The sequence below is a fragment of the Streptomyces sp. NPDC048650 genome, from assembly GCF_043199095.1.
Classification (GTDB): domain Bacteria; phylum Actinomycetota; class Actinomycetes; order Streptomycetales; family Streptomycetaceae; genus Streptomyces.
This window is the reverse complement of the sequence record NZ_JBICVM010000017.1, coordinates 15988-35830: the sequence shown is the minus strand read 5'-3', so window position 1 is coordinate 35830 and position 19843 is coordinate 15988. Positions and strand designations below refer to the sequence as shown.

The window sequence follows — 19843 nt, the reverse complement described above, 5'->3', positions numbered from 1 at the left end:
GTTCCGATCGCCGGCGGGGGGGGGAGATGGGCCACGAGTACTCCCAGGTGCTTGCGCCGGTGGGACAGGGCCCTCTCCGGGCGCGGCCGGCCCGACCGGTTCGCGCGTGCGGGCGGCGAAAGCGCGGGAGGAAACCGCGGGCGTTCCCTCATTCCGGCACCATGCCGATGGACGCCACAGAGGGCCGTCTGTCGGCGCACAAGTCGGGGCCGCGGGCAGTGCTTGTCGCAGAAACGGACGACGTCGTTCTGATTTAATGGTCTTCGCAGGTCAGATGCCATTTGGCGCGACTGTGCCCGGAGCCGGACTTGAACCGGCACGGCCCGTAGGCCAGCGAGGTTTAAGCTCGCCGTGTCTGCATTCCACCATCCGGGCCTGGGGTCCCCCATGCCGCCTCAAAGAGGGCAGCACGAGCGTAGCCCGCAGCGCACCACACAGTTCGGCCACTCACCCCGAGGTTGTCTTATTTTATTGGCAACTGAGGGAGCATCAGCACCAGGTGCAAGCCTTCGGCACATGCCTGAAGCCCAGCTTTTGCCGACGCAACGGCGCAACGGAATTCGTGCCCGAATTGACGGAAACTCGATGCCTGCCCACGAAGCGCCGTCCCCGTGCCCCACCGGCGGCCGGAGCACGGCGTCGCGACGGCAGCCTCAGGGTCCGTCTCCTCCCCAGGGATGACCGCAGGGGTGCACGGCTACGCCCCAGGACTCCCCCAGGACGGTCACAGGGTCTGACGTCCGACCCCTTTTCCCTGTCCCACGATGGAAGGGTCCGCCCCCCACGTGGCCCCGGCCGCCGCGGACCGGCCAGTTTCCTCGTCCCGACAGGAGTCCCACCCCGTGACCACCACCCGCTCCGGCGTCACCACCGCCACCCGCGCCACCGCGGTTGCCGCCCGCGCCACGGATCTCACCAAGGTCTATGGACAGGGCGAAACGCAGGTGGTCGCCCTGGACGCCGTCTCCGTCGACTTCCGACAGGCCCAGTTCACCGCGATCATGGGCCCCTCCGGGTCCGGCAAGTCGACCCTGATGCACTGCATGGCCGGCCTGGACGCGATCTCCGGCGGCTCCGCCCGGATCGGCGACGTCGAGCTGACCGGTCTCAAGGACAAGAAGCTCACCCAACTGCGCCGGGACAAGATCGGCTTCATCTTCCAGGCGTTCAATCTGCTGCCCACGCTGACCGCTCTGGAGAACATCACCCTGCCGATGGACATTGCGGGCCGTAAGCCCGACCGCGCCTGGGTGGACCGTGTGGTGGAGACCGTCGGCCTGGCCGGCCGCCTCAAGCACCGTCCCAGCCAACTCTCCGGCGGCCAGCAGCAGCGCGTCGCGGTGGCCCGGGCGCTCGCCTCCCGACCCGAGATCATCTTCGCCGACGAGCCCACCGGCAACCTCGACTCCCGCTCCGGCGCCGAGGTCCTGGGCTTTCTGCGCAACTCCGTACGCGAGCTGGGTCAGACCGTGGTGATGGTGACCCACGACCCGGTCGCCGCCGCCTACGCGGACCGCGTGGTCTTCCTCGCGGACGGCCGGATCGTCGACGACATGCCCGACCCGACCGCCGACATGGTGCTGGAACGGATGAAGGGCTTCGACGCCAAGGGCCGTACGAGCTGATGCCCGGCAGCCGCCGCCCGCCCTCCGGACCCCCCGGACCTCTCCTCCAGGACTGACCCACACATGTTCCGTACCGCCTTGCGCAATGTGCTCGCGCACAAGGCCCGGCTGCTGATGACCGTCCTCGCCGTGATGCTCGGCGTGGCCTTCGTCTCCGGCACCCTGGTCTTCACCTCGACCATCTCCGACGCCTTCCAGAAGAGCTCCGAAAAGGGCTACGACAACGTCGACGTCGCCATCCGGCCGCACGCCTCGGGCCACGCCGCCGGCAGGCCCGGCGCCGCCCCCCGGCTCGACCAGAAGCTGCTGGACGCCGCCTCCCGCGCTCCCGGCGCCGCCTCCGCCACCGGCACCGTCTCCGGTTTCACCGCCATCGCCGACAAGAAGGGCGAGCTGATCGGCAACGGGTTCTCCACCCGCGGCGGCAACTACTTCCCCGGCCAGGACGGCAAGGACGGCCGCTACCCGCTGCGGGACGGCGCCGCCCCCAAGGGCCCGCACGAGTTCGCGCTGGACGCGCACACCGCCGACAAGGCCGGCTACGAGGTCGGCGACACCGTCCGGATGTCCGTCGACGGACCGGTCCGCGAGCAGCGGTTGACCGGCATCTACACCACCGACGACGGCACCGTCGCAGCCGGCGGCAGCCTCGCGCTGTTCGACAACGCGACCGCGCAGAAGCTGTTCGCGACGCCCGGCGAGTACAGCGAGATCGACGTCAAGGCCGCCAACGGCACGTCGCAGACGGCTCTGAAGGCCGCCGTCGACAAGGTGCTGCCCAAGGACGCCGAGGCCACCACCGGCAAGAAGTTGGCCGGCGACCAGGCCGAGCAGATCGCCCAGGGCATGGACGGCATGAAGACCGCCCTGCTCGCCTTCGCCGGTATCGCGCTCTTCGTCGGCATCTTCATCATCGCCAACACCTTCACCATGCTCGTCGCCCAGCGCACCAGGGAGCTGGCGCTGATGCGCGCGGTCGGCGCCAGCCGCCGCCAGGTGACCCGCTCGGTGCTGATCGAGGCGTTCCTGGTCGGTGCCGTCGCCGCCGTGGCGGGCCTGGCGGCCGGGGTGGGCATCGGCGCCGGGCTGCGCGCGCTGATGGGCAATACGGGCGCCTCGGTCCCCGACGGCCCCCTGGTGGTCTCCCCCTCCACCGTCCTGGCCTCCCTCGTCGTCGGCATCGTCATCACCGTGCTGGCCGCCTGGCTGCCGGGCCGCCGGGCGGCGAAGATCCCGCCGGTCGCCGCGATGAACAGCGTGCACGCCGCCGCCACCACCAAATCGCTGGTGGTCCGCAACACCCTCGGTGCGCTCTTCGCGGGCGCCGGCGCGGCCGCCGTCCTGGTGGCCACCGGCATGGACGACGGCAAGGCCCTGATGGGCGGCGGCGCGGCCCTGCTGCTGATCGGCGTGTTCATCCTGACGCCGCTGCTCTCCCGCCCGCTGATCGCGCTGACCTCGCCGGTGCTCCGGATGTTCGGCATCTCCGGCAAGCTCGCCCGGCAGAACGCCGTCCGCAATCCGCGCCGGACGGCCGCCACGGCCTCCGCCCTGATGGTCGGGCTCACCCTCATCACCGGCCTGACGGTGATCGCGGGAAGCGTGCAGCAGGGCATCGACAAGATGGCCACCGCCTCGCTGAAGGCCGACTACGTCGTCTCCATGGCGAGCCAGAGCCCGCTCTCCCCGGAGGTGGCCGAGAAGCTCGGCGACCTGGACGAGGTGACCGCGTCCAGCCCGCTGCGCAACTCCCCCGCCCGGATCGGCACCGGCACCGGCACCGGCACCGAGTATCTGACCGGCGTCAACGGCAAGGACTTCGACAAGGTCACCCGGCTCGACTTCACCGAGGGCTCGCTGGGCGCACTGCGCGGCGACCGGACCGTGGTGGACGACGCCACCGCCAAGGAGAAGGGCTGGCACCCCGGCTCCCGCTTCCCGGTGACGTTCGAGGACGGCAAGAAGGGCACGTTGACCGTCTCGGGTGTCTACCAGGGCAACCAGATGATCAAGGGCATCATCCTGGACAACGCCACCCTGGCCCCGCACCAGAAGCAGATCACCGACATGCAGGTGATGGTCAAGACGGCGGACGGCGCCACCGCCGCGTCCAAGGAGTCGCTGGTCAAGGCCCTCGGCAAGAATCCGGCGATCACGGTCGCCGACAAGAAGGACGTCTCCGACGGCATCGCCCAGGTGTTCACGCTGATGCTGAACATGCTCTACGGGCTGCTGGCCATGGCCGTGATCGTCGCGGTGCTCGGCGTGATCAACACCCTGGCAATGTCGGTCTTCGAACGTTCCCAGGAGATCGGCATGCTGCGCGCCATCGGACTGGACCGGCGCGGCATCAAGCGCATGGTGCGTCTGGAATCGCTGGTGATCTCGCTGTTCGGCGGAGTGCTCGGCATCGGCCTGGGCGTGTTCTTCGGCTGGGCGGCCGGGGAGCTGATCGCCGGCTCGCTGGACACGTACGAGCTGGTGCTGCCCTGGGGCCGGATGGGGCTCTTCCTCGCCCTGGCCGCGGTCGTCGGCGTACTGGCCGCGCTGTGGCCGGCGCGGCGGGCGGCGAAGCTGAACATGCTGGACGCGATCAAGGCGGAGTAGCCGCCCCGACGGCCGAGGGCCCCGGGACCGTGCGCGGTCCCGGAGCCCTTGTCGTGCCGCTCCCGCTCAGCCGCGCCAGGCCCGCGCCCGCAGCGGCATCCCGGACTCCCCGGACTCCGGCGTCCGCACGGCCAGCACCTGGTTGACCCCTATGCGGTTGCCCTCGAACGCCAGGGCCGACGCGGCCATGTAGAGCCGCCACACCCGGGCCCGCCCCGGCGAGGTGGCCCGCGCCGCCCGGGCCCAGTGCTTCTCCAGATTGGCGACCCACGCCCGCAGCGTCAGCGCGTAGTGCTCCCGGATCGCCTCCACGTCCCGCACCTCGAAGCCCGCGTCCTCCAACGCGCCGGTGGTCCGGCCCAGGGGCGCCAGTTCGCCGTCCGGGAAGACGTACCGGTCGATGAACTCGTCGACCTCGTAGGCCGCCTCGTCGGCCAGCGGGCGCCGGGCGATCTGATGGTTGAGCAGCCGCCCGCCGGGCCGCAGCAGGCCGTGCAGGGCGCTCGCGTACTGGGCGTACCGGTCACGGCCGACGTGCTCGGCCATCCCGATCGAGGAGATCGCGTCGAAGGGCTCGTCGCGGACCTCGCGGTAGTCCTGCACCCGGATCTCGATGCGGTCGGCGAGCCCGGCGTCGGCGATCCGCTTGCGGGCGTAGGCCGCCTGCTCCTCGGAGAGGGTGATGCCGACCGCCCGTACGCCGTACTCGCGGGCGGCGTGCAGCACCATCGAGCCCCAGCCGCAGCCCACGTCCAGCAGCCGCTCGCCCTCCTGGAGGCCGAGCTTGCGGCAGATCAGGTCCAGCTTGTCGCGCTGGGCGTCCTCCAGGGTGGCGCCGGCACCCTCGTCGGTCCCCCAGTAGGCGCAGGAGTAGACCATCGAGGGGCCCAGGACCAGCTCGTAGAAGTCGTTGCCGACGTCGTAGTGGTGGCTGATCGCCGCCCGGTCGCGGAGCAGCGTGTGCAGCGGACCGCGGCGGCGTCTGGCTTCTTCGGCGGGCGGCGCGGGCGGCAGGGGGACGCCGGCCAGCGACAGCAGCTCCTTGGCGGCGGCGCGGATCTCCGGGCGGGCCAGGGCGCGCAGGACGGGCGCGCGCCGCGGTGGGGCCGCGGGCTCGGGCCGCTCCCAGATCATTCCGGCGAGCAGATCCAGCGCTTGGTAGAGGTCGCCCTCGATGTCGAGGTCGCCCGCCACCCAGGCGCGGGCCAGGCCCAGCTCGCCGGGCTTGAACATCAGGCGGCGCAGTGCCCGGCGGTTGCGGATGACGAGCGTGGGCACCCCCGGGGGGCCGGACTCGCTGCGGTCCCAGGCGCGGATACGAACCGGGAGCGGGGCTCCCAGCATCTGCTCGGCGAGCTTGGTGAGCCGTCCCGCGGCGTCGGCCATGTCGCACCTCCGTGTCGACGAGTCGGGCAAAGAAGTTTCACCCACCACGTAAACGCCAAGTGGGCGCCCAGTTAGTCCCGTTCGCAGGTAAGGGAACCGCAAACCGCCCGCTTTCCGCCAGCGTGGACACGCCTGCGGACACGCCAAAGGGCGCCCGCCCCACGGATGGCGGACGCCCTTCGGGCTGGTCGGAGTACCCGACCGGAATTCAGGAAGCCTTGGCCTTCGGCTTGTCGCCGGAGTCGGCCGCCGCCGGAGCGGGGGCCGGCTTGGCCGCCTCGTAGAACTCCTCGCGGGGGTTCTCCATGGCGCCGAGGGAGACCACCTCGCGCTTGAGGAACATGGCGAGCGTCCAGTCGGCGAAGACCCGGATCTTGCGGTTGTACGTCGGCATCGCCATGCCGTGGTACGCGCGGTGCATGTACCAGGCGAGACGGCCCTTGAGCTTGATCTTCATCTTGCCCATGACGATCATCGCGACGCCCTTGTGCAGGCCCAGACCGGCCACCGCACCCTTGTTGGCGTGGCTGTAGTCCTTCTGCGGGAAGCCGCGCATCCCGGACACGACGTTGTCGCCGAGGACCCTGGCCTGCCGCAGCGCGTGCTGCGCGTTCGGCGGGCACCAGGCGTTCTCGTTGCCGGCCTTGCGGCCGACCATGTCCGGAACCTGGGCGTTGTCGCCCGCGGCCCAGATGTAGTCGGTGCCCTGCACCTGCAGCGTCGTCTGGGTGTCCACGTGGCCGCGCGGGCCGAGCGGGAGGCCGAAGCGGGCCAGTGCCGGGTTCGGCTTGACGCCGGCGGTCCACACGATGGTGTTGGAGTCGACCTCGAGGCCGTTGTTCAGCACCACGTGGCCGTCGACGCAGGAGTCCATGCCGGTCTTGAGGTAGACCTCGACGCCGCGGCCCTCGAGGTGCTCCTTGCCGTAGGAGCCGAGCTTCGGGCCCACCTCGGGGAGGATCTTGTCGGCGACGTCGACCAACAGGAAGCGCATGTCCTCGCGCTTCACGTTGTTGTAGTACTTGGCGGCGTCGCGGGCCATGTCCTCGACCTCACCGATGGTCTCCGCACCCGCGAAGCCACCGCCCACGAAGACGAAGGTCAACGCCTTGCGGCGGACGTCCTCGTCGGTCGTGGAGTCGGCCTTGTCCAGCTGCTCCAGGACGTGGTTGCGGAGGCCGATGGCCTCTTCCACACCCTTCATGCCGATGCCGTTCTCGGCCAGACCGGGAATCGGGAAGGTACGGGAGACCGCACCCATCGCGATGACCAGGTAATCGAAGGGCAGCTCGTACGCCTCGCCGACCAGCGGGGCGATCGTGGCGACCTTGCGGTCCTGATCGATGGTGGTGACCCGGCCGGTGAGGACCTCCGCCTTGGGAAGCACGCGTCGCAGCGGTACGACGACATGCCGGGGGGAGATGCTGCCGGCGGCGGCTTCGGGGAGGAAGGGCTGATAGGTCATGTACGACCGCGGGTCGACGACCGTGACGGTCGCCTCGCCGTAGCGCATCTTCTTGAGAATGCGCCGAGCTGCGTACAGGCCTACGTACCCACCGCCTACTACGAGGATCCTGGGACGCTCCGTGGTGCTCATGCAATCGAGTATCCACCCCCACATGGGGGGTCGCTCGTGAGCCCCTTCACAAGCATCCTTGAGGTATCTGCTACACTCCGCCGGCTTCGTGACCGACGCCATAGCGCGATCGGGGAACCGCGAGGTAGGGCGAGGCGTTGAGACCCCTGCTGATCAGGGATTGCGGGCTCTGCACCGACCGGATCGCACCCCGACGAAGCACGCCCGCAACACACCGGAAACCGCGCATCACTCGGGTCGAAGGGACCTAGGGCCTTCGAATGAGGGCCCCGAGACGAGAATCTTCAGCCAACGGGCGGTTTTTTCATGTGAAGGATTTCACGAACCTTTTTTGCGGACCCTCGCGACACCCCCTCCCGAGCCCCCTGAAAGCCGCTCAGACGGCATCCGCCCCGCTCAAAAGCCGCGGTGGCAGAGTCGGTTGCCGGCGCTTTCGATGCGGCGTACCCGACGGAGGCGTACCGCGGTTCACCGAGGTCGGCCCGACGGCAGCAGCCGTCTCACGGATCCTCCGGAGCCCGGCTCCCGCAGACCTGCGAGGGCGAGGCACCCACGCTGTTTCGGCGACGACCGGAACATCTGGAGAGCCGCCACCCACCGGCGACAGACTCGCTGCACCGGGGAACGAAGGGTGCGGCGCTCGGCGAACGAGGAGCGACCGGGCCGTACGCGGCCGCCAGCGCTGACCCCGCCCGGCACAGGATCCGTACCGAACAACGGGAGAATCAGCCATGCGCAGGATCTACCTCAAGATGGCCACCGCGGCCTCCGCCGTCATCGTCGCCGGCCTGATCCCGGCCGCCGCGACGGCCGCCACCCCGACGCCCGCCGCCGGCACCGCGACGGACCTGGGCTGCCGAGCGGAGTCCATGCTGAAGCGGGACGGCAAGGTGTACGTGTACGCGACGTACAACTGCCAGGGCCGGCCCATCTGCGTGGACGCCGACAACGACCAGGACCACGGCAAGGGCGGCGACTGCAAAGGGGCCAACAACCGCGCGAGTTCCGTCGTGAACAGGGGGTATGCCGGCAGCTACTCCGACGTGCGGTTCTACCTGAGCCCGGGCTACCACGGCCGATCGTTCTGCGTCCGCGACGGGAGGTTCCTCGAGCACCTGTCCGGGCCGGTCAACAACCAGGTCTCCTCCCACAAGTGGACCAACTGCTGACCAGCGGGGTGTTCACCCCGGGCGGTGTTCGATCAGCACTGGTTCCTCACCGAAGCTGATCCGGTCACCGGCCCGGACGCGTACCGTCCTGCCGTCCATGTGACGCAGGCGGTACGCACCCTCGCTCACGGACATCTCCGCGCGCCCCCGGCTCGTCCAGGCCACCACGAGCCGCGCGCCGCCCCGTTCAAAACGGCAGGTGTAGGCCGCTTCCGCCAACCCCATCTGGGCACCTCGTCCGCAGGCCGCGATCCTGGCCCGGTCCAGCCACTGCTGGAGCCGGCCGATGCGCAGCCCGGCCTCCGTCGGGGGCCCGCCGACGGGCTGCACCACGAGCGGCACGCCGGTGCTCCCCCAGCTGTAGAAGTACATCCGCCGCACTGTGTAGTGCCTGCTGTAGAGCCCCGCGAGGTAGAAGCGCACCGCGTAGTCGCGCGCGCGGCGGTCGTCCAGCGGCGGAGTCACGGCGATGTCCCGGTCCGGGCCGGTGTTCCACAGCACCATGCGGCTCTGGCCCTCTTCGTACAGAAGGTTCTGCACCTTCCGCGCGAGTTCGATGATCTCCTCCGGCGGGCCGCCGGCGCTGCGCGGCGGCAGCTTCAGCGCCGCCGCATCACAGCTCTCGTACGCCCCCGTCCTCGCGAACCTGCGCAGCAGTTCCTGGCCGTGGGCGCCCCACAGTCCACCGAAGGACGGGCAGACGACCAGCGCCCCGGGATCCTCGCGGCGGATGATGCGGGCGGCCCGTTGGACCATCTCCGCGAGGGTGGCGATGCTCCCGGCGTAGTGCAGCGGGTGGCTGGGGTAGTCCCACAGCTCGTACGACTCGATGCGGTCGCGGTAGCGGGAGACGACCTCCGCCACGAATCGGTCCCAGTCGGCCAGATCGTCCGGAGGCGAGGCGAGGGAGTCGCTGTAACCGGACCTGCGGCCGCCGGGGGCCGCCCACAGCGGTGTGCCACTGGCGGTGAACAGGACCGGTAATCGCTTCTGTTCGGCGGCCTTGACCATCCGGTCCAGCACCGACCAGTGGTAGTCGCGGCGCCGGGGCTCGATGGATCCCCATCGGGTCCCGCTCTCCCACAGCCGGACGGCACCGGTGCGGAAGCCGGGCATGGCTCCGGTATCGGTGTTCAGGGTCACGCCGAAGAACTCCGGGGGCACCGGCCGTGCCGAGATGGACCACAGCGGTCCCTTGGGGCGTGGCCCGGCGGTGGCGCCGCTTGCGCTCCCGCTGCCCGTGCCGGAATTGCCGCTGACGCCGCCGCTGTCCCCACGGCCCCAGTACAGGACCGCGCCCGCGACCACGGTGACGACAAGCGCGAGCAGCAGCGCCCCCGCGCGCAGCCGGGAGCGCGCGGGGCGCGGCCGCGACGGGGCGATGGGTACGTCCTCCGTCCCGGGCTCCTGTGTCGCTTCGCCGGGCGGGTCCTCCTCGACGGCGTCGGCGGAGGCCCGCGACCAGAGCCGGTACAGCCGGTCGAGCTCCGTCGGATTCGCCCCGCAGACCCGCGCCACCCGTTCCACCGCGCTGAAACTGCCCGGAACGGTGGTGCCCTGGCAGTAGCGGTGGAGCGTGGACCGGCTGAGGCCGGTGCGATGGGCCAGCGCGGTGTAGGTGCGCCCGCTGCGCGCCTTCAGCTCCTCCAGTAATTCGGCCAGTTCCGAACGAGCGGTCGCGCCCTCTCCGGATGCCATCGCTTCCCCGTCCCCCGGTGCAGGCGGAACGGCGCCCCTGCGCCGTCCCACTGAGCCGGAACGCCGCAGGTGAGACCCCTTGGTACGTCCCGTTGTCCCCTCTTCCCGATTCTTGTTGCCTTGGAACCCGACACCGCCGCAAGGTCACAGCACCACTCGCTCGGGAGGAGCGGTGGACGCCTTGTGCTTCGGGGGACACATGCTGCGCATCCACTTCACGGCCGGAGATCTGGCCCGCACGCGGATCGACGACGGGCCGGACCCACTGTGGGAGTCCGTACTGAGCCTGCATCAGCTACAGGAAAGGCGGCAGGATCCCACCCTGGGCGCCTGGCGCAGACATGTCATGCACCACGGCCGGACCGCACTGCGCCTGCTGTTGCCACTGGTCCCGGCCCGCGGCTACTTCCCGGACTTCCTGACCCCCGCCGAGAGTGCGGACGGCTTCGAGGCGGGACTGGACGCGCTGTTGTCGACGCCGCGGTCCCAGCTGCGCCACCAGATCGGCCGGCTGACGGTGGACCGGCCCGTCGGGCCCTGGCTCCGCTCGGTCGCGGAGGGCACCGCACCCGCGCTCCAGCGGCTCGGGGAGGCCCTGTGCGAGTACCGGCACCACGCCTTCGGCACGTCCTGGCTCCGCATCCGAGCGAGGGTCGATGCGGACCGCGCCCGTCGGACCCGGGCCCAGTGGTGCGACGGCACCGACGCAATGCTCCGCACCTTCGAGCCGAGCATGTGCTGGCGCCCGCCCGTCCTGGAAGCCGACTATCCGGTCGATCACGACATCCACCTGGAGGGCAGGGGGCTGCTGCTGATTCCGTCGTACTTCTGCCGCCACCGGCCCGTCGCGCTGGCCGATCCGTCCCTGCCGCCCACCCTCGTCTATCCGGCTTCCCCTGTGGGGCCCGGCCGGACATCGCCCACCGCCATGCCGGGCTCGCAGCTCGCCCGACTCCTGGGGCACACCAGGGCCGCCGTTTTGGAGTCGCTCGACGCCGACCGCACCACGAGTGAACTGGCCCGGCTCACCGGGGTCTCCCTCTCCTCCGCCAGCGAGCATGCGGCCGTCCTGCGAGGTGCCGGCCTGATCTCCAGCAGCCGCCGGCGCAACTGCGTGTATCACCGGCTGACCCCGATGGGCCTGGCGCTGCTCGACGGCCGCCGCTGAGCCGGCGGGCCGGCGTCCTCGACCGGCCGGCGTCCTCGGCAGGGACGGCTCCCCCGCCGAGGACGGTCGGCGGCGCGTTCCTGCGGTTCAGGCGCTGTGCTTGCGCTCCGTCGCGTCTTCCGCCACTTTCCAGGCGATGCCGTCCAGGATGTCGTGCTCGCTCACCACGACCTCGGCAGCGCCCGTTCGCTCCATGATCGACAGCAGGACGAGCGCGCCCGCCGCGATCACATCGACCCGGCCCGGGTGCATGACGGGGATCGCCATACGCTCGGCGTGGGTGGAGGTCAGCAGCCGGTCGGTGATCTCGCGCACCGTGGCGAGGGGGATCCGGGAGTGGTGGATGGCCTGGGAGTCGTAGTGGTCGAGGCCCAGGGAGATGGCGGCGACGGTGGTGACGGAGCCGGCCAGGCCGACGAGGGTGGTGGCCCGGGTGAGGGGGACCGCCTCCTCGGCGTGGTCCAGCGCCGCGGCGATATCGGTCTTCATCGCGGCGATCCGGTCGGGCGCCGGCGGGTCGCTGACCTCGCCCTCGTGGACGAGGTGGCGCTCGGTCATCCGCACACAGCCGACGTCGACGGAGCGGGCGGCCTCCACGGAGCCGTCGCCCAGGACGAATTCGGTGGAGCCGCCGCCGATGTCCACGACCAGGTAGGGCGGCGGTACGTCGGCGCGGCCGGCCAGTTCCCTCGTCGCGCCGTGGTAGGAGAACTCGGCCTCCTGGTCACCGGTGATCACCTCGGGCTCGACGCCCAGGATGTCGACCACACCGCGGACGAATGCATCGCGGTTCTCGGCGTCGCGGGAGGCCGAGGTCGCCACGAAGCGGAGGCGCTCGGCGCCCAGACTCTTGATCACCGCGGCGTACTCGCGGCAGGCGGCGAAGGTCCGCTCCAGCGCCTCCGGGGCCAGCCGACCGGTCCGGTCGACGCCCTGGCCCAGCCGGACGATCTGCATCCGGCGGTCCAGGTCCTTGAGCTCGCCGGTCGCCGGGTCCAGGTCCGCGACCAGCAGGCGGATGGAGTTCGTACCGCAGTCGATGGCGGCGACCCGCTTCACTTGGCGTCTCCTTCGGGGGCTTCGGGAGAGTCCTGGCACGGGCTCACGCACGGGCCCTTGCGCCACCATTCCGGAAGCATGGCGATCGCCTCGTCCCCCAGCGGATTGACGCCGGGGCCGGCCGCGAGCGAGTGGCCGACGAGCACGTGCAGGCACTTGACCCGGTCGGGCATACCGCCCGCGCTCGGGAAGCCCTGGAGCACGTCGATGGCGTCCCGGCGCCGGATGTAGTCCTCGTGGGCGGCGCGGTAGGCCGCGGCCAGCTCCGGGTCGGTCTTCAGCCGCTCGCTCATCTCCTTCATCACGCCGTTGGCCTCCAGCGTGCCGATCGCGGAGGCCGCGCGCGGGCAGGTGAGGTAGTAGAGCGTGGGGAAGGGCGTGCCGTCCTCCAACCGGGGTGCCGTCTCGACGACATCCGGCTGGCCGCAGGGGCAACGGTGCGCGATGGTGCGCAGGCCGCGCGGCGGGCGGCCCAGCTGCTCCTTGAAGGCGGCGATGTCCGCGGCGGTGGGCTCGGTGGGCTCGGTCTGGGGCGGGGCGGTGTCCATGTGCGCTTTCGGTGAGGTGGGTGGGGCGAGGAGGGCGGCGGGGCGCGGGCTCCCCCTGATCACGGTACGGGCTGCCGCCTCCCGGCCCTGCGGCTGCGGGGGCGCCCGCTAGTGCCGGTCCGCCGAGTCGACGTCGGCCCACAGCTTCTCGTACCAGGGGCGCTGGGCCGCCTGGGGCGCCCGGCGGGCGGTGCCGGTGCCGGTGCCGTCCTGGACGATGTAGCCGGTCTCGCCCGGCCGGACGAAGTGCAGATGGCGGCGGGCCTGCTGCTCGACGTAGGCCGGGTCCTGCCAGCGGGCCTTCTGGTCGCGCAGGCCGTCCAGCGTCCTGGCGGCGTTGTCGGCCTTGCGGCGCTGGTCGGCGATGTCCGAGCGCTGGGAGACGTACTGCCTTATGGGGTAGGCGAGCGCGACGACCAGCGAGCACATCACCAGCGCCAGCAGCGCGGCGCGGCCGGTGAGGCGGTTGCGGCGGGGCGGGCGGGCGCGGTAGACCCGGGCGGCCGCCTGCTCGCCGAGCGCCTTGAGTCGGGTCGCGGTCGAGAACCGGTCCGCGGGCACGTCGCCTCCCCTTCGCCATGTTCGTCCTGACGTCTTCACGACGTACGTCCCCGGCAACGGTACGGGACCGTCGCCGGGGACGCAGGAAGGACGGAGTTCCGGCCGGGGGCCGGGTGTTCTCAGCCCTTGAACCGCGGGAAGGCCGAGCGGCCCGCGTACACCGCGGCGTCGTCGAGGATCTCCTCGATGCGCAGCAGCTGGTTGTACTTGGCGACGCGCTCGGAGCGGGCCGGGGCGCCGGTCTTGATCTGGCCGCAGTTGGTGGCGACGGCGAGGTCGGCGATGGTGACGTCCTCGGTCTCACCGGAGCGGTGCGACATCATGCACTTGAAGCCGTTGCGCTGGGCCAGCTCGACGGCGTCCAGGGTCTCGGTCAGCGAGCCGATCTGGTTGACCTTCACCAGCAGCGCGTTGGCGGAGCCCTCCTCGATGCCGCGGGCGAGGCGCTCGGGGTTGGTGACGAACAGGTCGTCGCCGACGAGCTGGACCTTGGCGCCGAGCTTGTCGGTGATGACCTTCCAGCCGGCCCAGTCGTCCTCGAACAGCGGGTCCTCGATGGAGACCAGCGGGTAGGCCGCCACCAGCTCCTCGTAGTACTCGGTCATCTCGGCGGCCGAGCGGTTCTTGCCCTCGAACTGGTAGACGCCGTCCTTGTAGAACTCGGAGGCGGCGACGTCCAGGGCCAGCGCGATGTCCTGGCCGGGGGCGTAACCGGCCTCCTTGATGGCCTCGAGGATGAGGTCGAGGGCCTCGCGGTTGGAACCCAGGTTCGGGGCGAAGCCGCCCTCGTCGCCGAGGCCGGTGGCCAGGCCCTTGGTCTTCAGGACCTTCTTGAGGGTGTGGTAGACCTCGGCGCCCCAGCGCAGCGCCTCGGAGAAGGACTCCGCGCCGATCGGGGCGATCATGAACTCCTGGATGTCCACGTTGGAGTCGGCGTGCGAGCCGCCGTTCAGGATGTTCATCATCGGGACGGGCAGGACGTGCGCGTTCGGGCCACCGAGGTAGCGGAACAGCGGGAGGTCACTGGCCTCGGACGCGGCGTGCGCGACGGCGAGGGAGACGCCGAGGATGGCGTTGGCGCCGAGCGAGCCCTTGTTGTCGGTGGCGTCCAGGTCGAACATGGCCTGGTCGATCAGCCGCTGCTCGGTCGCGTCGTAGCCGACGAGCTCCGGGCCGATCTGCTCGATGACGGCCAGGACGGCCTTCTCCACGCCCTTGCCCAGGTAGCGGTTCGGGTCACCGTCACGGAGCTCGATGGCCTCGAAGGCGCCGGTCGAGGCACCGGACGGCACGGCGGCACGGCCGGTGCTGCCGTCGTCGAGGCCGACCTCGACCTCGACCGTGGGATTACCTCGCGAGTCGAGAATTTCGCGGGCTACGACGACGTCGATGGACGGCACGTTGTCTCCTTCGTGGGTGTCTGGAGTTCTGCAGCACGAGCCTAACGGCCCCGGGCAGGTCCGCTTGCCGTTGGCCCGCCTCGTGGGACGAAAAGAGGCCCAGATGCCCAGCTCTTGGGGCGTTTACGCACATTGTTCGCGGAACGGAGGAAACTGTCGGACTGTGCTGGTGGGTGGGGTTTCGGTGGCCCGGAACACCGAGAAGCCCCGCCGCGACGCGCTGGGGGGAGTGGCGCGCCGGGCGGGGCTGTCTCAGGAGGTACGGGTCCCGTCGCACGGGCCCGTGGGAGTCCCGGTGAGGGGGACGACTCAGACGCTGAGCTGCTGACCGGGGAGGATCAGGTTCGGGTTGCCGCCGATGGCGGTCTTGTTGTTCGCGTAGACCGTCTTCCAGGTGGTGCCGTGCGCCTTGGCGATCTTGGCGAGGGTGTCACCGGACTTGACGGTGTAGTTGCCGTGGCCCTGCGGCTTCTGCGGGGCCGGCTGGGCCTTCTCGTGCTTCGGCGCCTGCGGGGCCGGCTTCGGCGCGGGGGCCTTCTTGACCTCGGCCTTGGAGGAGGTGTCGAGGTCGGGGGACGGGCCACCGGAGCTCAGGTTGCCGGCACCGGCACAGGACCAGGCACCCGGGCCCTGGATGGCGAGGAGCTTCTCGGCGGCGGATATCTGCTGGGCCTTGGTGGCCAGGTCGGCGCGCGAGGCGTACTGGGTGCCACCGGCGGCGGCCCAGCTGGAGTTCGAGAACTGCAGGCCGCCGTAGTAGCCGTTACCGGTGTTGATCGACCAGTTGCCGCCGGACTCGCACTGGGCGACCTTGTCCCAGGTGGCGACGGACGCGGCGGAAGCGGAGGTGGCACCCATCATCGGGACGGCGACGGCGGCACCGGCCACACCGGCGAGGGTGGCGATGCGGACGGCCTTGGACGGACGACGGTGCTTGCCCTTGTTCAGCATGTTCGTTCGTTTCCTCACCGACGCCTGCGAGGTGAGCTGTCGGGTTCGGGCTGTGAGTGGCCCGGCCGGGTGCGCTGCGCACACCCGGCTTCACCCCAAGCCGGTCGACCCGCTTCCGCGGGCGGGGCCGGCACTTACCTTGGGTCCCCCGCTCCTGCCTTCGGCGCTTGCGCGTCATGTGCCTCCGGACCACCGGCAGGATTCGGCGTGTGATCGGAGGGCCCGCTTTGGCGAGCGGTCCCGACCGTAATCAGTAATCCCCTTGGTGTTCAAACCCCACCATGTGAACCAAGTTGACCGTTTTTGATCACGGCCGGTTCGTGTTTCCGCAGGTGGATCAGGGTGCGGATCCGGGGGGCGGACCGGGACACCACACCCCGGAACGAGACGCTTGTCTCACTTTCGCCAAAAGGGGCAAACCGGCAGTAACTACCCTGCGGAGTGCCCGAGATCGAGCAGCTGACCTGGGTGGATCAGGTCGGCGTCGGCGCCGACCTCCTTCTCGTTGCGGTCGTAGAGCGCGGGCCAGCCGCCGGGCAGGTCGTGGGCCTCGGCGATGCCTGACAGCGTGTCACCGGGGCGGACGGTGTAGTCGCCGGCAGCGTCGGACGGGTCCGTGCGGGGCGCGTCGCCGCCGCGGGAGGCGTGCCGCCCCGAGGGGCGCCCCTCGCCGGCCGCGTCACCCGCGCCCTCGTCGCCCTTGCTTCCCTTGCCGTCCTCGGCGTCCTTGCCGCCCCCGTCCCCCTTGTCCGCCTCGGCGTCACCGCGGTGCTTGCCCTTGGCGTGGTCCTGGGTGGGGGCGCGGTCGGGCGCCGGGTCGGTGGAGTCGTCGGCGGAGCCGCCGTCGCCGTCCGGGCCGGCGGAGTCGGACGGGTCGGCGGAGTCGGACGGGTCGGCGGAGTCCGGTGCGTCGGGGGACGGGGTCGCGTCGCCGGACGGGGAGGGCGTCGCGTCGCCGGACGGGCCGGTGCCGGAGGGGCCGGACGGGCCTCCGGAGTCCGACGGGTCGGGCCGCGGCGTACTCGTGCTGCCCGGGTCGACCTCCGGCGCCCGGCCGTCCTCGGTCAGCCCGGCGTTCACCGCGCAGCTCGGCCAGGCGTCCGGGCCGCGGTCGGCGAGGATCGACTCGGCGACGGCTATCTGCTGGGAACGGCTGGCGAGGTCGGGACGCGAGGCGTAGGAGGAGCCGCCGTACTGGTCCCACATCTCCTGGGTCAGCTGAAGGCCGCCGTAGAAGCCGTTGCCGGAGGCCGAGCTCCACATTCCGCCGCTCTCGCACTGGGCGACCCGGTCCCAGGTCGCGGTGTCGGCGGCGTGTGCGCCGCTCGCGGCGAACAGCGGCAGCGCGAGGCCGGCGCCGGTCACTCCCGCCGTGACGAAGATGGCCGGTGCCTGTCGGGGTCGACGGTGCCGTCCGTTCCCGGAGCGCATGCGGTTGCCTTTCGAGCGGCGGTTGACGTGCTGGAGTTGTCTGCCGGACCGGTGCGGGGAATCGCATCCGTGATCGAACCGGTGTCGGTGCGTCGAAAGGTAGCCGGGGTCACGGGTAGTCACAAGTCGGTGTAGCGGAGATCACGCGTAGGTCACGCAGCTGACATTCCGTCACCATGCGGATCGCCGCTGGTCAGCCTCGCTCCGGCGTGAACTCCACGGGCAGGGACCGCAGTCCGCGCATGATGAGTCCGCCGCGCCAGCGCAAATCGTCAGGTTCCACGGCAAGCCGGATGTCCGGGAGGCGGGTCAGCAGCGTCGCGAGGGCGGTCTGACCCTCCAGCCGGGCGAGCGGTGCGCCCAGGCAGTAGTGGATGCCGTGCCCGTAGCCGAGATGCTGGTTGTCACGCCGGGTGAGGTCGAGGGTGTCCGGCTCGGCGAAGCGTCCGGGGTCGCGGTCCGCGGCGGCGAGCACCACCAGCACCGGGTCCCCCGCAGCGATCCGTCGGCCGCCCAGCGTCAGCTCCTCGGTCGCGAACCGCCAGGTGGCCAGCTCCACCGGGCCGTCGTACCGCAGCAGTTCCTCGACGCCGGTGGCGAGCAGATCGCTGTCGCCCGCCGTCACCGACTTCTGGAACATCTCGCGCTGGGCGGGGTGGCGCAGCAGCTGGTAGGTGCCGTTGCCGATGAGGTTGACGGTGGTCTCGAAGCCGGCGAAGAGCAGGATGAACGCCATCGCGGCGACCTCGTTCTCGGTGAGGTGCTCGCCGTGGTCGGAGGCCCGGATCAGGCCGGAGATCAGGTCCTCGTCCTCCTCCGCGGTGTCCCCGAGGCCCTCGCGCTTGCGGTGGATGAGCTCGGCGAGGTAGCCGCGCATCTTCTTCACGGAACGGGCGACTCCGCCGCGCGGTCCGCCGCCGTGCCGGATCATCATGCCCGCCCAGTCGCGGAAGTCGTCCTGGTCCTCGCGCGGTACGCCCAGCAGGTCGCAGATCGCGTAAATGGGCAGCGGGAAGGCGAATTCGTGGATCAGGTCCGCCTCCCCGCGCTGCGCGAACCCCTCGATCAGGCGGTCGGTCAACTCCTGTACGCGCGGGGCGAAGGCGGCGACCCGGCGCGGCGTGAACGCCTTGGAGACCAGGCGGCGCAGGCGGGTGTGATCGGGCGGGTCGATGTTGAGCAGATGCGTCATGAGATTGGCGCTGCGCTCACCGGGGATGCCGACCTTGCCCCGGCCGTGTGCCGCCTCGCTGTGATGCGCCGGGTTCTTCGAGAGCCGGGCGTCGGCGAGTGCCTGCCGCGCGTCCCCGTAGCGGGTCACCAACCACGCCTCGACGCCGCTGGGGAGCTCGGTCCGGTGCACCGGCGCGTGCTCGCGCAGCCACGCGTACGCCGGGTAGGGGTCCGCGGCGAACTCCCAGGTGAACAGGTCGGGCCGGCCGGCGGGGGCGACCGGGCAGCCCGCGGGGGCGGCGTCGGCGGGGGCGGCAGCGGGGTCGGGTGTGGCGTCTGGCATGTCGGGCACCTCCCGACCGTAACGCCTGCATCGTGCGGCATCCGCCGCCCCACGGTCACCCGCTCACACCATGGCCACGCCCAGCCCCTCCAGAAAGGCGGCGGCCGCCGGCGAGGGCCCCAGCGCACTCCAGACCACTCGCTCGGTCCGCTCCGGCGCCGGCCGGACGCGGACGACGGCCAGCCCCTTCAGCTCGGAGGCGATCGCCTCGGGGACCATGCCGACCCCCAGCCCGGCCCGCACCAGCTTCGCCAGGAACTCGACGGTGGTGACCTCGAACGCCACCTCGGAGGTCAACCCGGCCGCCCGGAACGCGTCGTCGCGCTGACGGCGGGCCGCCGAACCCGCCGTGAAGTCGACGAAGGACTCCCGCGCCAGCCGGGACAGCGTGGTCCACTCCCGCCCGGCCAGCGGATGCCCCGGCGCCACCACCGCGACCAGCTCACCGCGGGCCAGCTCCTTCCCCCGCACCCCGGTGGTGCGGGCGGTGGGCGCCAGTCCGACGAAGGCGACGTCCAGCGTTCCCTGCCGCACCTTCTCGATGAGCAGATCGCTCATCTCCATCTGGAGGCCGATCCGCACCCGGGGATACCGGGCACGGAAGGCGCCCAGCTCATGGGCGAGATCGACGGCCGCCACCGTCGAGATCGCCCCCACCGCGAGCCGCCCGCGCACTTCGCCGGCCGCCGCCTCGACCTCCGCACGGGCCCGCTCGGCCGCCTCCAGGGTCTGCCGGGCGACGGGTACGAACGCCTCGCCCGCGGCGGTCAGCCGGACACTGCGGCTGGTCCGGTCGAAGAGCCGCGCGCCGAGCTCCTTCTCCAGCCGGGCGACCTGGTGGCTGAGCGCGGACTGCACGACGTGGCAGCGTTCGGCGGCCCGGGTGAAGCCGCCCGTCTCGGCGACGGCGACCACATAGCGCATCTGCTGGAGTTCCATGCCGGCCGATGGTAGGGCGCCGACCGATCGCGTTTCACGATGGATGCGATGAAAACTATGTATTGGACTCATTGACGGGTGGGGCCGGAGGGTGGGTCGTGCCCGACGCTTCCGTGGCGGCGGGCGGTTTCCGGTACGTCAGGGGGAAGACCCGTAATGAAGCCAGGACCCGCAAGAAAGCCGGCACC

At 71.1% G+C, this 19843-nt stretch carries 15 protein-coding genes, 1 tRNA gene and 1 riboswitch; of the genes, 4 read left to right on the top strand and 12 right to left on the bottom strand.

All coding sequences use genetic code 11. The features are described from left to right. Positions 1 to 293 precede the first annotated feature (293 nt). Positions 294 to 375 (bottom strand) — tRNA-Leu (locus ACGFML_RS33065). Positions 376 to 842: 467 nt separating this feature from the next. On the opposite strand from ACGFML_RS33065, the gene ACGFML_RS33060 reads away from it, so the two are divergent. Together ACGFML_RS33060 and ACGFML_RS33055 are read left to right on the top strand one after the other, a co-directional pair. Then, the gene (locus ACGFML_RS33060) at positions 843 to 1625 is read left to right on the top strand and encodes an ABC transporter ATP-binding protein (RefSeq protein ID WP_393549334.1); all 783 of its coding nucleotides are present in this window, start codon (positions 843 to 845) and stop codon (positions 1623 to 1625) included. A 63-nt stretch (positions 1626 to 1688) separates the two neighbouring features. Next, on the top strand, positions 1689 to 4232 hold the full coding sequence (locus tag ACGFML_RS33055) for an ABC transporter permease (protein WP_393549333.1): 2544 nt from the start codon (positions 1689 to 1691) through the stop codon (positions 4230 to 4232). A gap of 66 nt (positions 4233 to 4298) precedes the next feature. Here the strand turns inward: ACGFML_RS33055 and ACGFML_RS33050 are convergent, their stop codons facing one another. Together ACGFML_RS33050 and ACGFML_RS33045 are read right to left on the bottom strand one after the other, a co-directional pair. Continuing rightward, a complete protein-coding gene (locus ACGFML_RS33050; RefSeq protein ID WP_393549332.1) occupies positions 4299 to 5618 on the bottom strand; it encodes a class I SAM-dependent methyltransferase in 1320 nt (439 codons plus the stop codon). A 208-nt stretch (positions 5619 to 5826) separates the two neighbouring features. Then, positions 5827 to 7215, bottom strand: a complete 1389-nt coding sequence (locus ACGFML_RS33045) for an NAD(P)/FAD-dependent oxidoreductase (RefSeq protein WP_393549331.1) — start codon at positions 7213 to 7215, stop codon at positions 5827 to 5829. Between the two features lie 731 nt (positions 7216 to 7946). Between ACGFML_RS33045 and ACGFML_RS33040 the strand changes: the two genes are divergently transcribed. Further along, a complete protein-coding gene (locus ACGFML_RS33040) occupies positions 7947 to 8384 on the top strand; it encodes a peptidase inhibitor family I36 protein (RefSeq protein ID WP_393549330.1) in 438 nt (145 codons plus the stop codon). A 12-nt stretch (positions 8385 to 8396) separates the two neighbouring features. On the opposite strand, the gene ACGFML_RS33035 is transcribed toward ACGFML_RS33040, so the two are convergent. Beyond that, positions 8397 to 10082: a helix-turn-helix domain-containing protein gene (locus ACGFML_RS33035; RefSeq protein ID WP_393549329.1), complete on the bottom strand. Its 1686-nt coding sequence runs from the start codon at positions 10080 to 10082 to the stop codon at positions 8397 to 8399. A gap of 172 nt (positions 10083 to 10254) precedes the next feature. Between ACGFML_RS33035 and ACGFML_RS33030 the strand changes: the two genes are divergently transcribed. Continuing rightward, positions 10255 to 11250, top strand: a complete 996-nt coding sequence (locus ACGFML_RS33030) for an ArsR/SmtB family transcription factor (RefSeq protein WP_393549328.1) — start codon at positions 10255 to 10257, stop codon at positions 11248 to 11250. A gap of 87 nt (positions 11251 to 11337) precedes the next feature. On the opposite strand, the gene ACGFML_RS33025 is transcribed toward ACGFML_RS33030, so the two are convergent. The 8 genes from ACGFML_RS33025 to ACGFML_RS32990 form a co-directional block, all read right to left on the bottom strand. Then, positions 11338 to 12309: an exopolyphosphatase gene (locus tag ACGFML_RS33025; protein ID WP_393549327.1), complete on the bottom strand. Its 972-nt coding sequence runs from the start codon at positions 12307 to 12309 to the stop codon at positions 11338 to 11340. After that, a complete protein-coding gene (locus ACGFML_RS33020) occupies positions 12306 to 12857 on the bottom strand; it encodes a DUF501 domain-containing protein (RefSeq protein ID WP_393549326.1) in 552 nt (183 codons plus the stop codon). Before ACGFML_RS33020 ends, ACGFML_RS33025 begins: the two co-directional genes overlap by 4 nt. A gap of 108 nt (positions 12858 to 12965) precedes the next feature. Next, positions 12966 to 13418 carry a septum formation initiator family protein gene (locus ACGFML_RS33015; RefSeq protein WP_393549325.1) on the bottom strand — a complete coding sequence of 151 codons (453 nt, stop codon included), beginning with the start codon at positions 13416 to 13418 and terminating at the stop codon, positions 12966 to 12968. A 119-nt stretch (positions 13419 to 13537) separates the two neighbouring features. Continuing rightward, positions 13538 to 14818 carry a phosphopyruvate hydratase gene (gene eno / locus ACGFML_RS33010; protein ID WP_393549324.1) on the bottom strand — a complete coding sequence of 427 codons (1281 nt, stop codon included), beginning with the start codon at positions 14816 to 14818 and terminating at the stop codon, positions 13538 to 13540. A 309-nt stretch (positions 14819 to 15127) separates the two neighbouring features. After that, complete coding sequence (locus ACGFML_RS33005) at positions 15128 to 15769, bottom strand: transglycosylase family protein (protein ID WP_393549323.1); 642 nt, start codon at positions 15767 to 15769, stop codon at positions 15128 to 15130. Between the two features lie 6 nt (positions 15770 to 15775). After that, a riboswitch (cyclic di-AMP (ydaO/yuaA leader) is annotated at positions 15776 to 15987 on the bottom strand. 211 nt (positions 15988 to 16198) lie between these two features. Further along, entirely contained in the window at positions 16199 to 17200 is a 1002-nt protein-coding gene (locus tag ACGFML_RS33000; protein ID WP_393549322.1) for a transglycosylase family protein, read from the bottom strand. 193 nt (positions 17201 to 17393) lie between these two features. Next, a complete protein-coding gene (locus tag ACGFML_RS32995; RefSeq protein ID WP_393549321.1) occupies positions 17394 to 18716 on the bottom strand; it encodes a cytochrome P450 in 1323 nt (440 codons plus the stop codon). A 63-nt stretch (positions 18717 to 18779) separates the two neighbouring features. Then, positions 18780 to 19655, bottom strand: coding sequence for a LysR family transcriptional regulator (locus ACGFML_RS32990; protein ID WP_393549320.1), 876 nt, complete (start codon positions 19653 to 19655; stop codon positions 18780 to 18782). Between the last annotated feature and the right edge of the window lie 188 nt (positions 19656 to 19843).

Coding starts and splice junctions, on each gene's coding strand:
- ACGFML_RS33040 (WP_393549330.1), top strand. CDS start 7,947: ATGCGCAGGATCTACCTCAAGATGGCCACCGCGGCCTCCGCCGTCATC.
- ACGFML_RS33020 (WP_393549326.1), bottom strand. CDS start 12,857: ATGGACACCGCCCCGCCCCAGACCGAGCCCACCGAGCCCACCGCCGCG.
- ACGFML_RS32995 (WP_393549321.1), bottom strand. CDS start 18,716: ATGCCAGACGCCACACCCGACCCCGCTGCCGCCCCCGCCGACGCCGCC.
- ACGFML_RS33005 (WP_393549323.1), bottom strand. CDS start 15,769: ATGCTGAACAAGGGCAAGCACCGTCGTCCGTCCAAGGCCGTCCGCATC.
- ACGFML_RS33055 (WP_393549333.1), top strand. CDS start 1,689: ATGTTCCGTACCGCCTTGCGCAATGTGCTCGCGCACAAGGCCCGGCTG.
- ACGFML_RS33035 (WP_393549329.1), bottom strand. CDS start 10,082: ATGGCATCCGGAGAGGGCGCGACCGCTCGTTCGGAACTGGCCGAATTA.
- ACGFML_RS33000 (WP_393549322.1), bottom strand. CDS start 17,200: ATGCGCTCCGGGAACGGACGGCACCGTCGACCCCGACAGGCACCGGCC.
- ACGFML_RS33050 (WP_393549332.1), bottom strand. CDS start 5,618: ATGGCCGACGCCGCGGGACGGCTCACCAAGCTCGCCGAGCAGATGCTG.
- ACGFML_RS32990 (WP_393549320.1), bottom strand. CDS start 19,655: ATGGAACTCCAGCAGATGCGCTATGTGGTCGCCGTCGCCGAGACGGGC.
- ACGFML_RS33045 (WP_393549331.1), bottom strand. CDS start 7,215: ATGAGCACCACGGAGCGTCCCAGGATCCTCGTAGTAGGCGGTGGGTAC.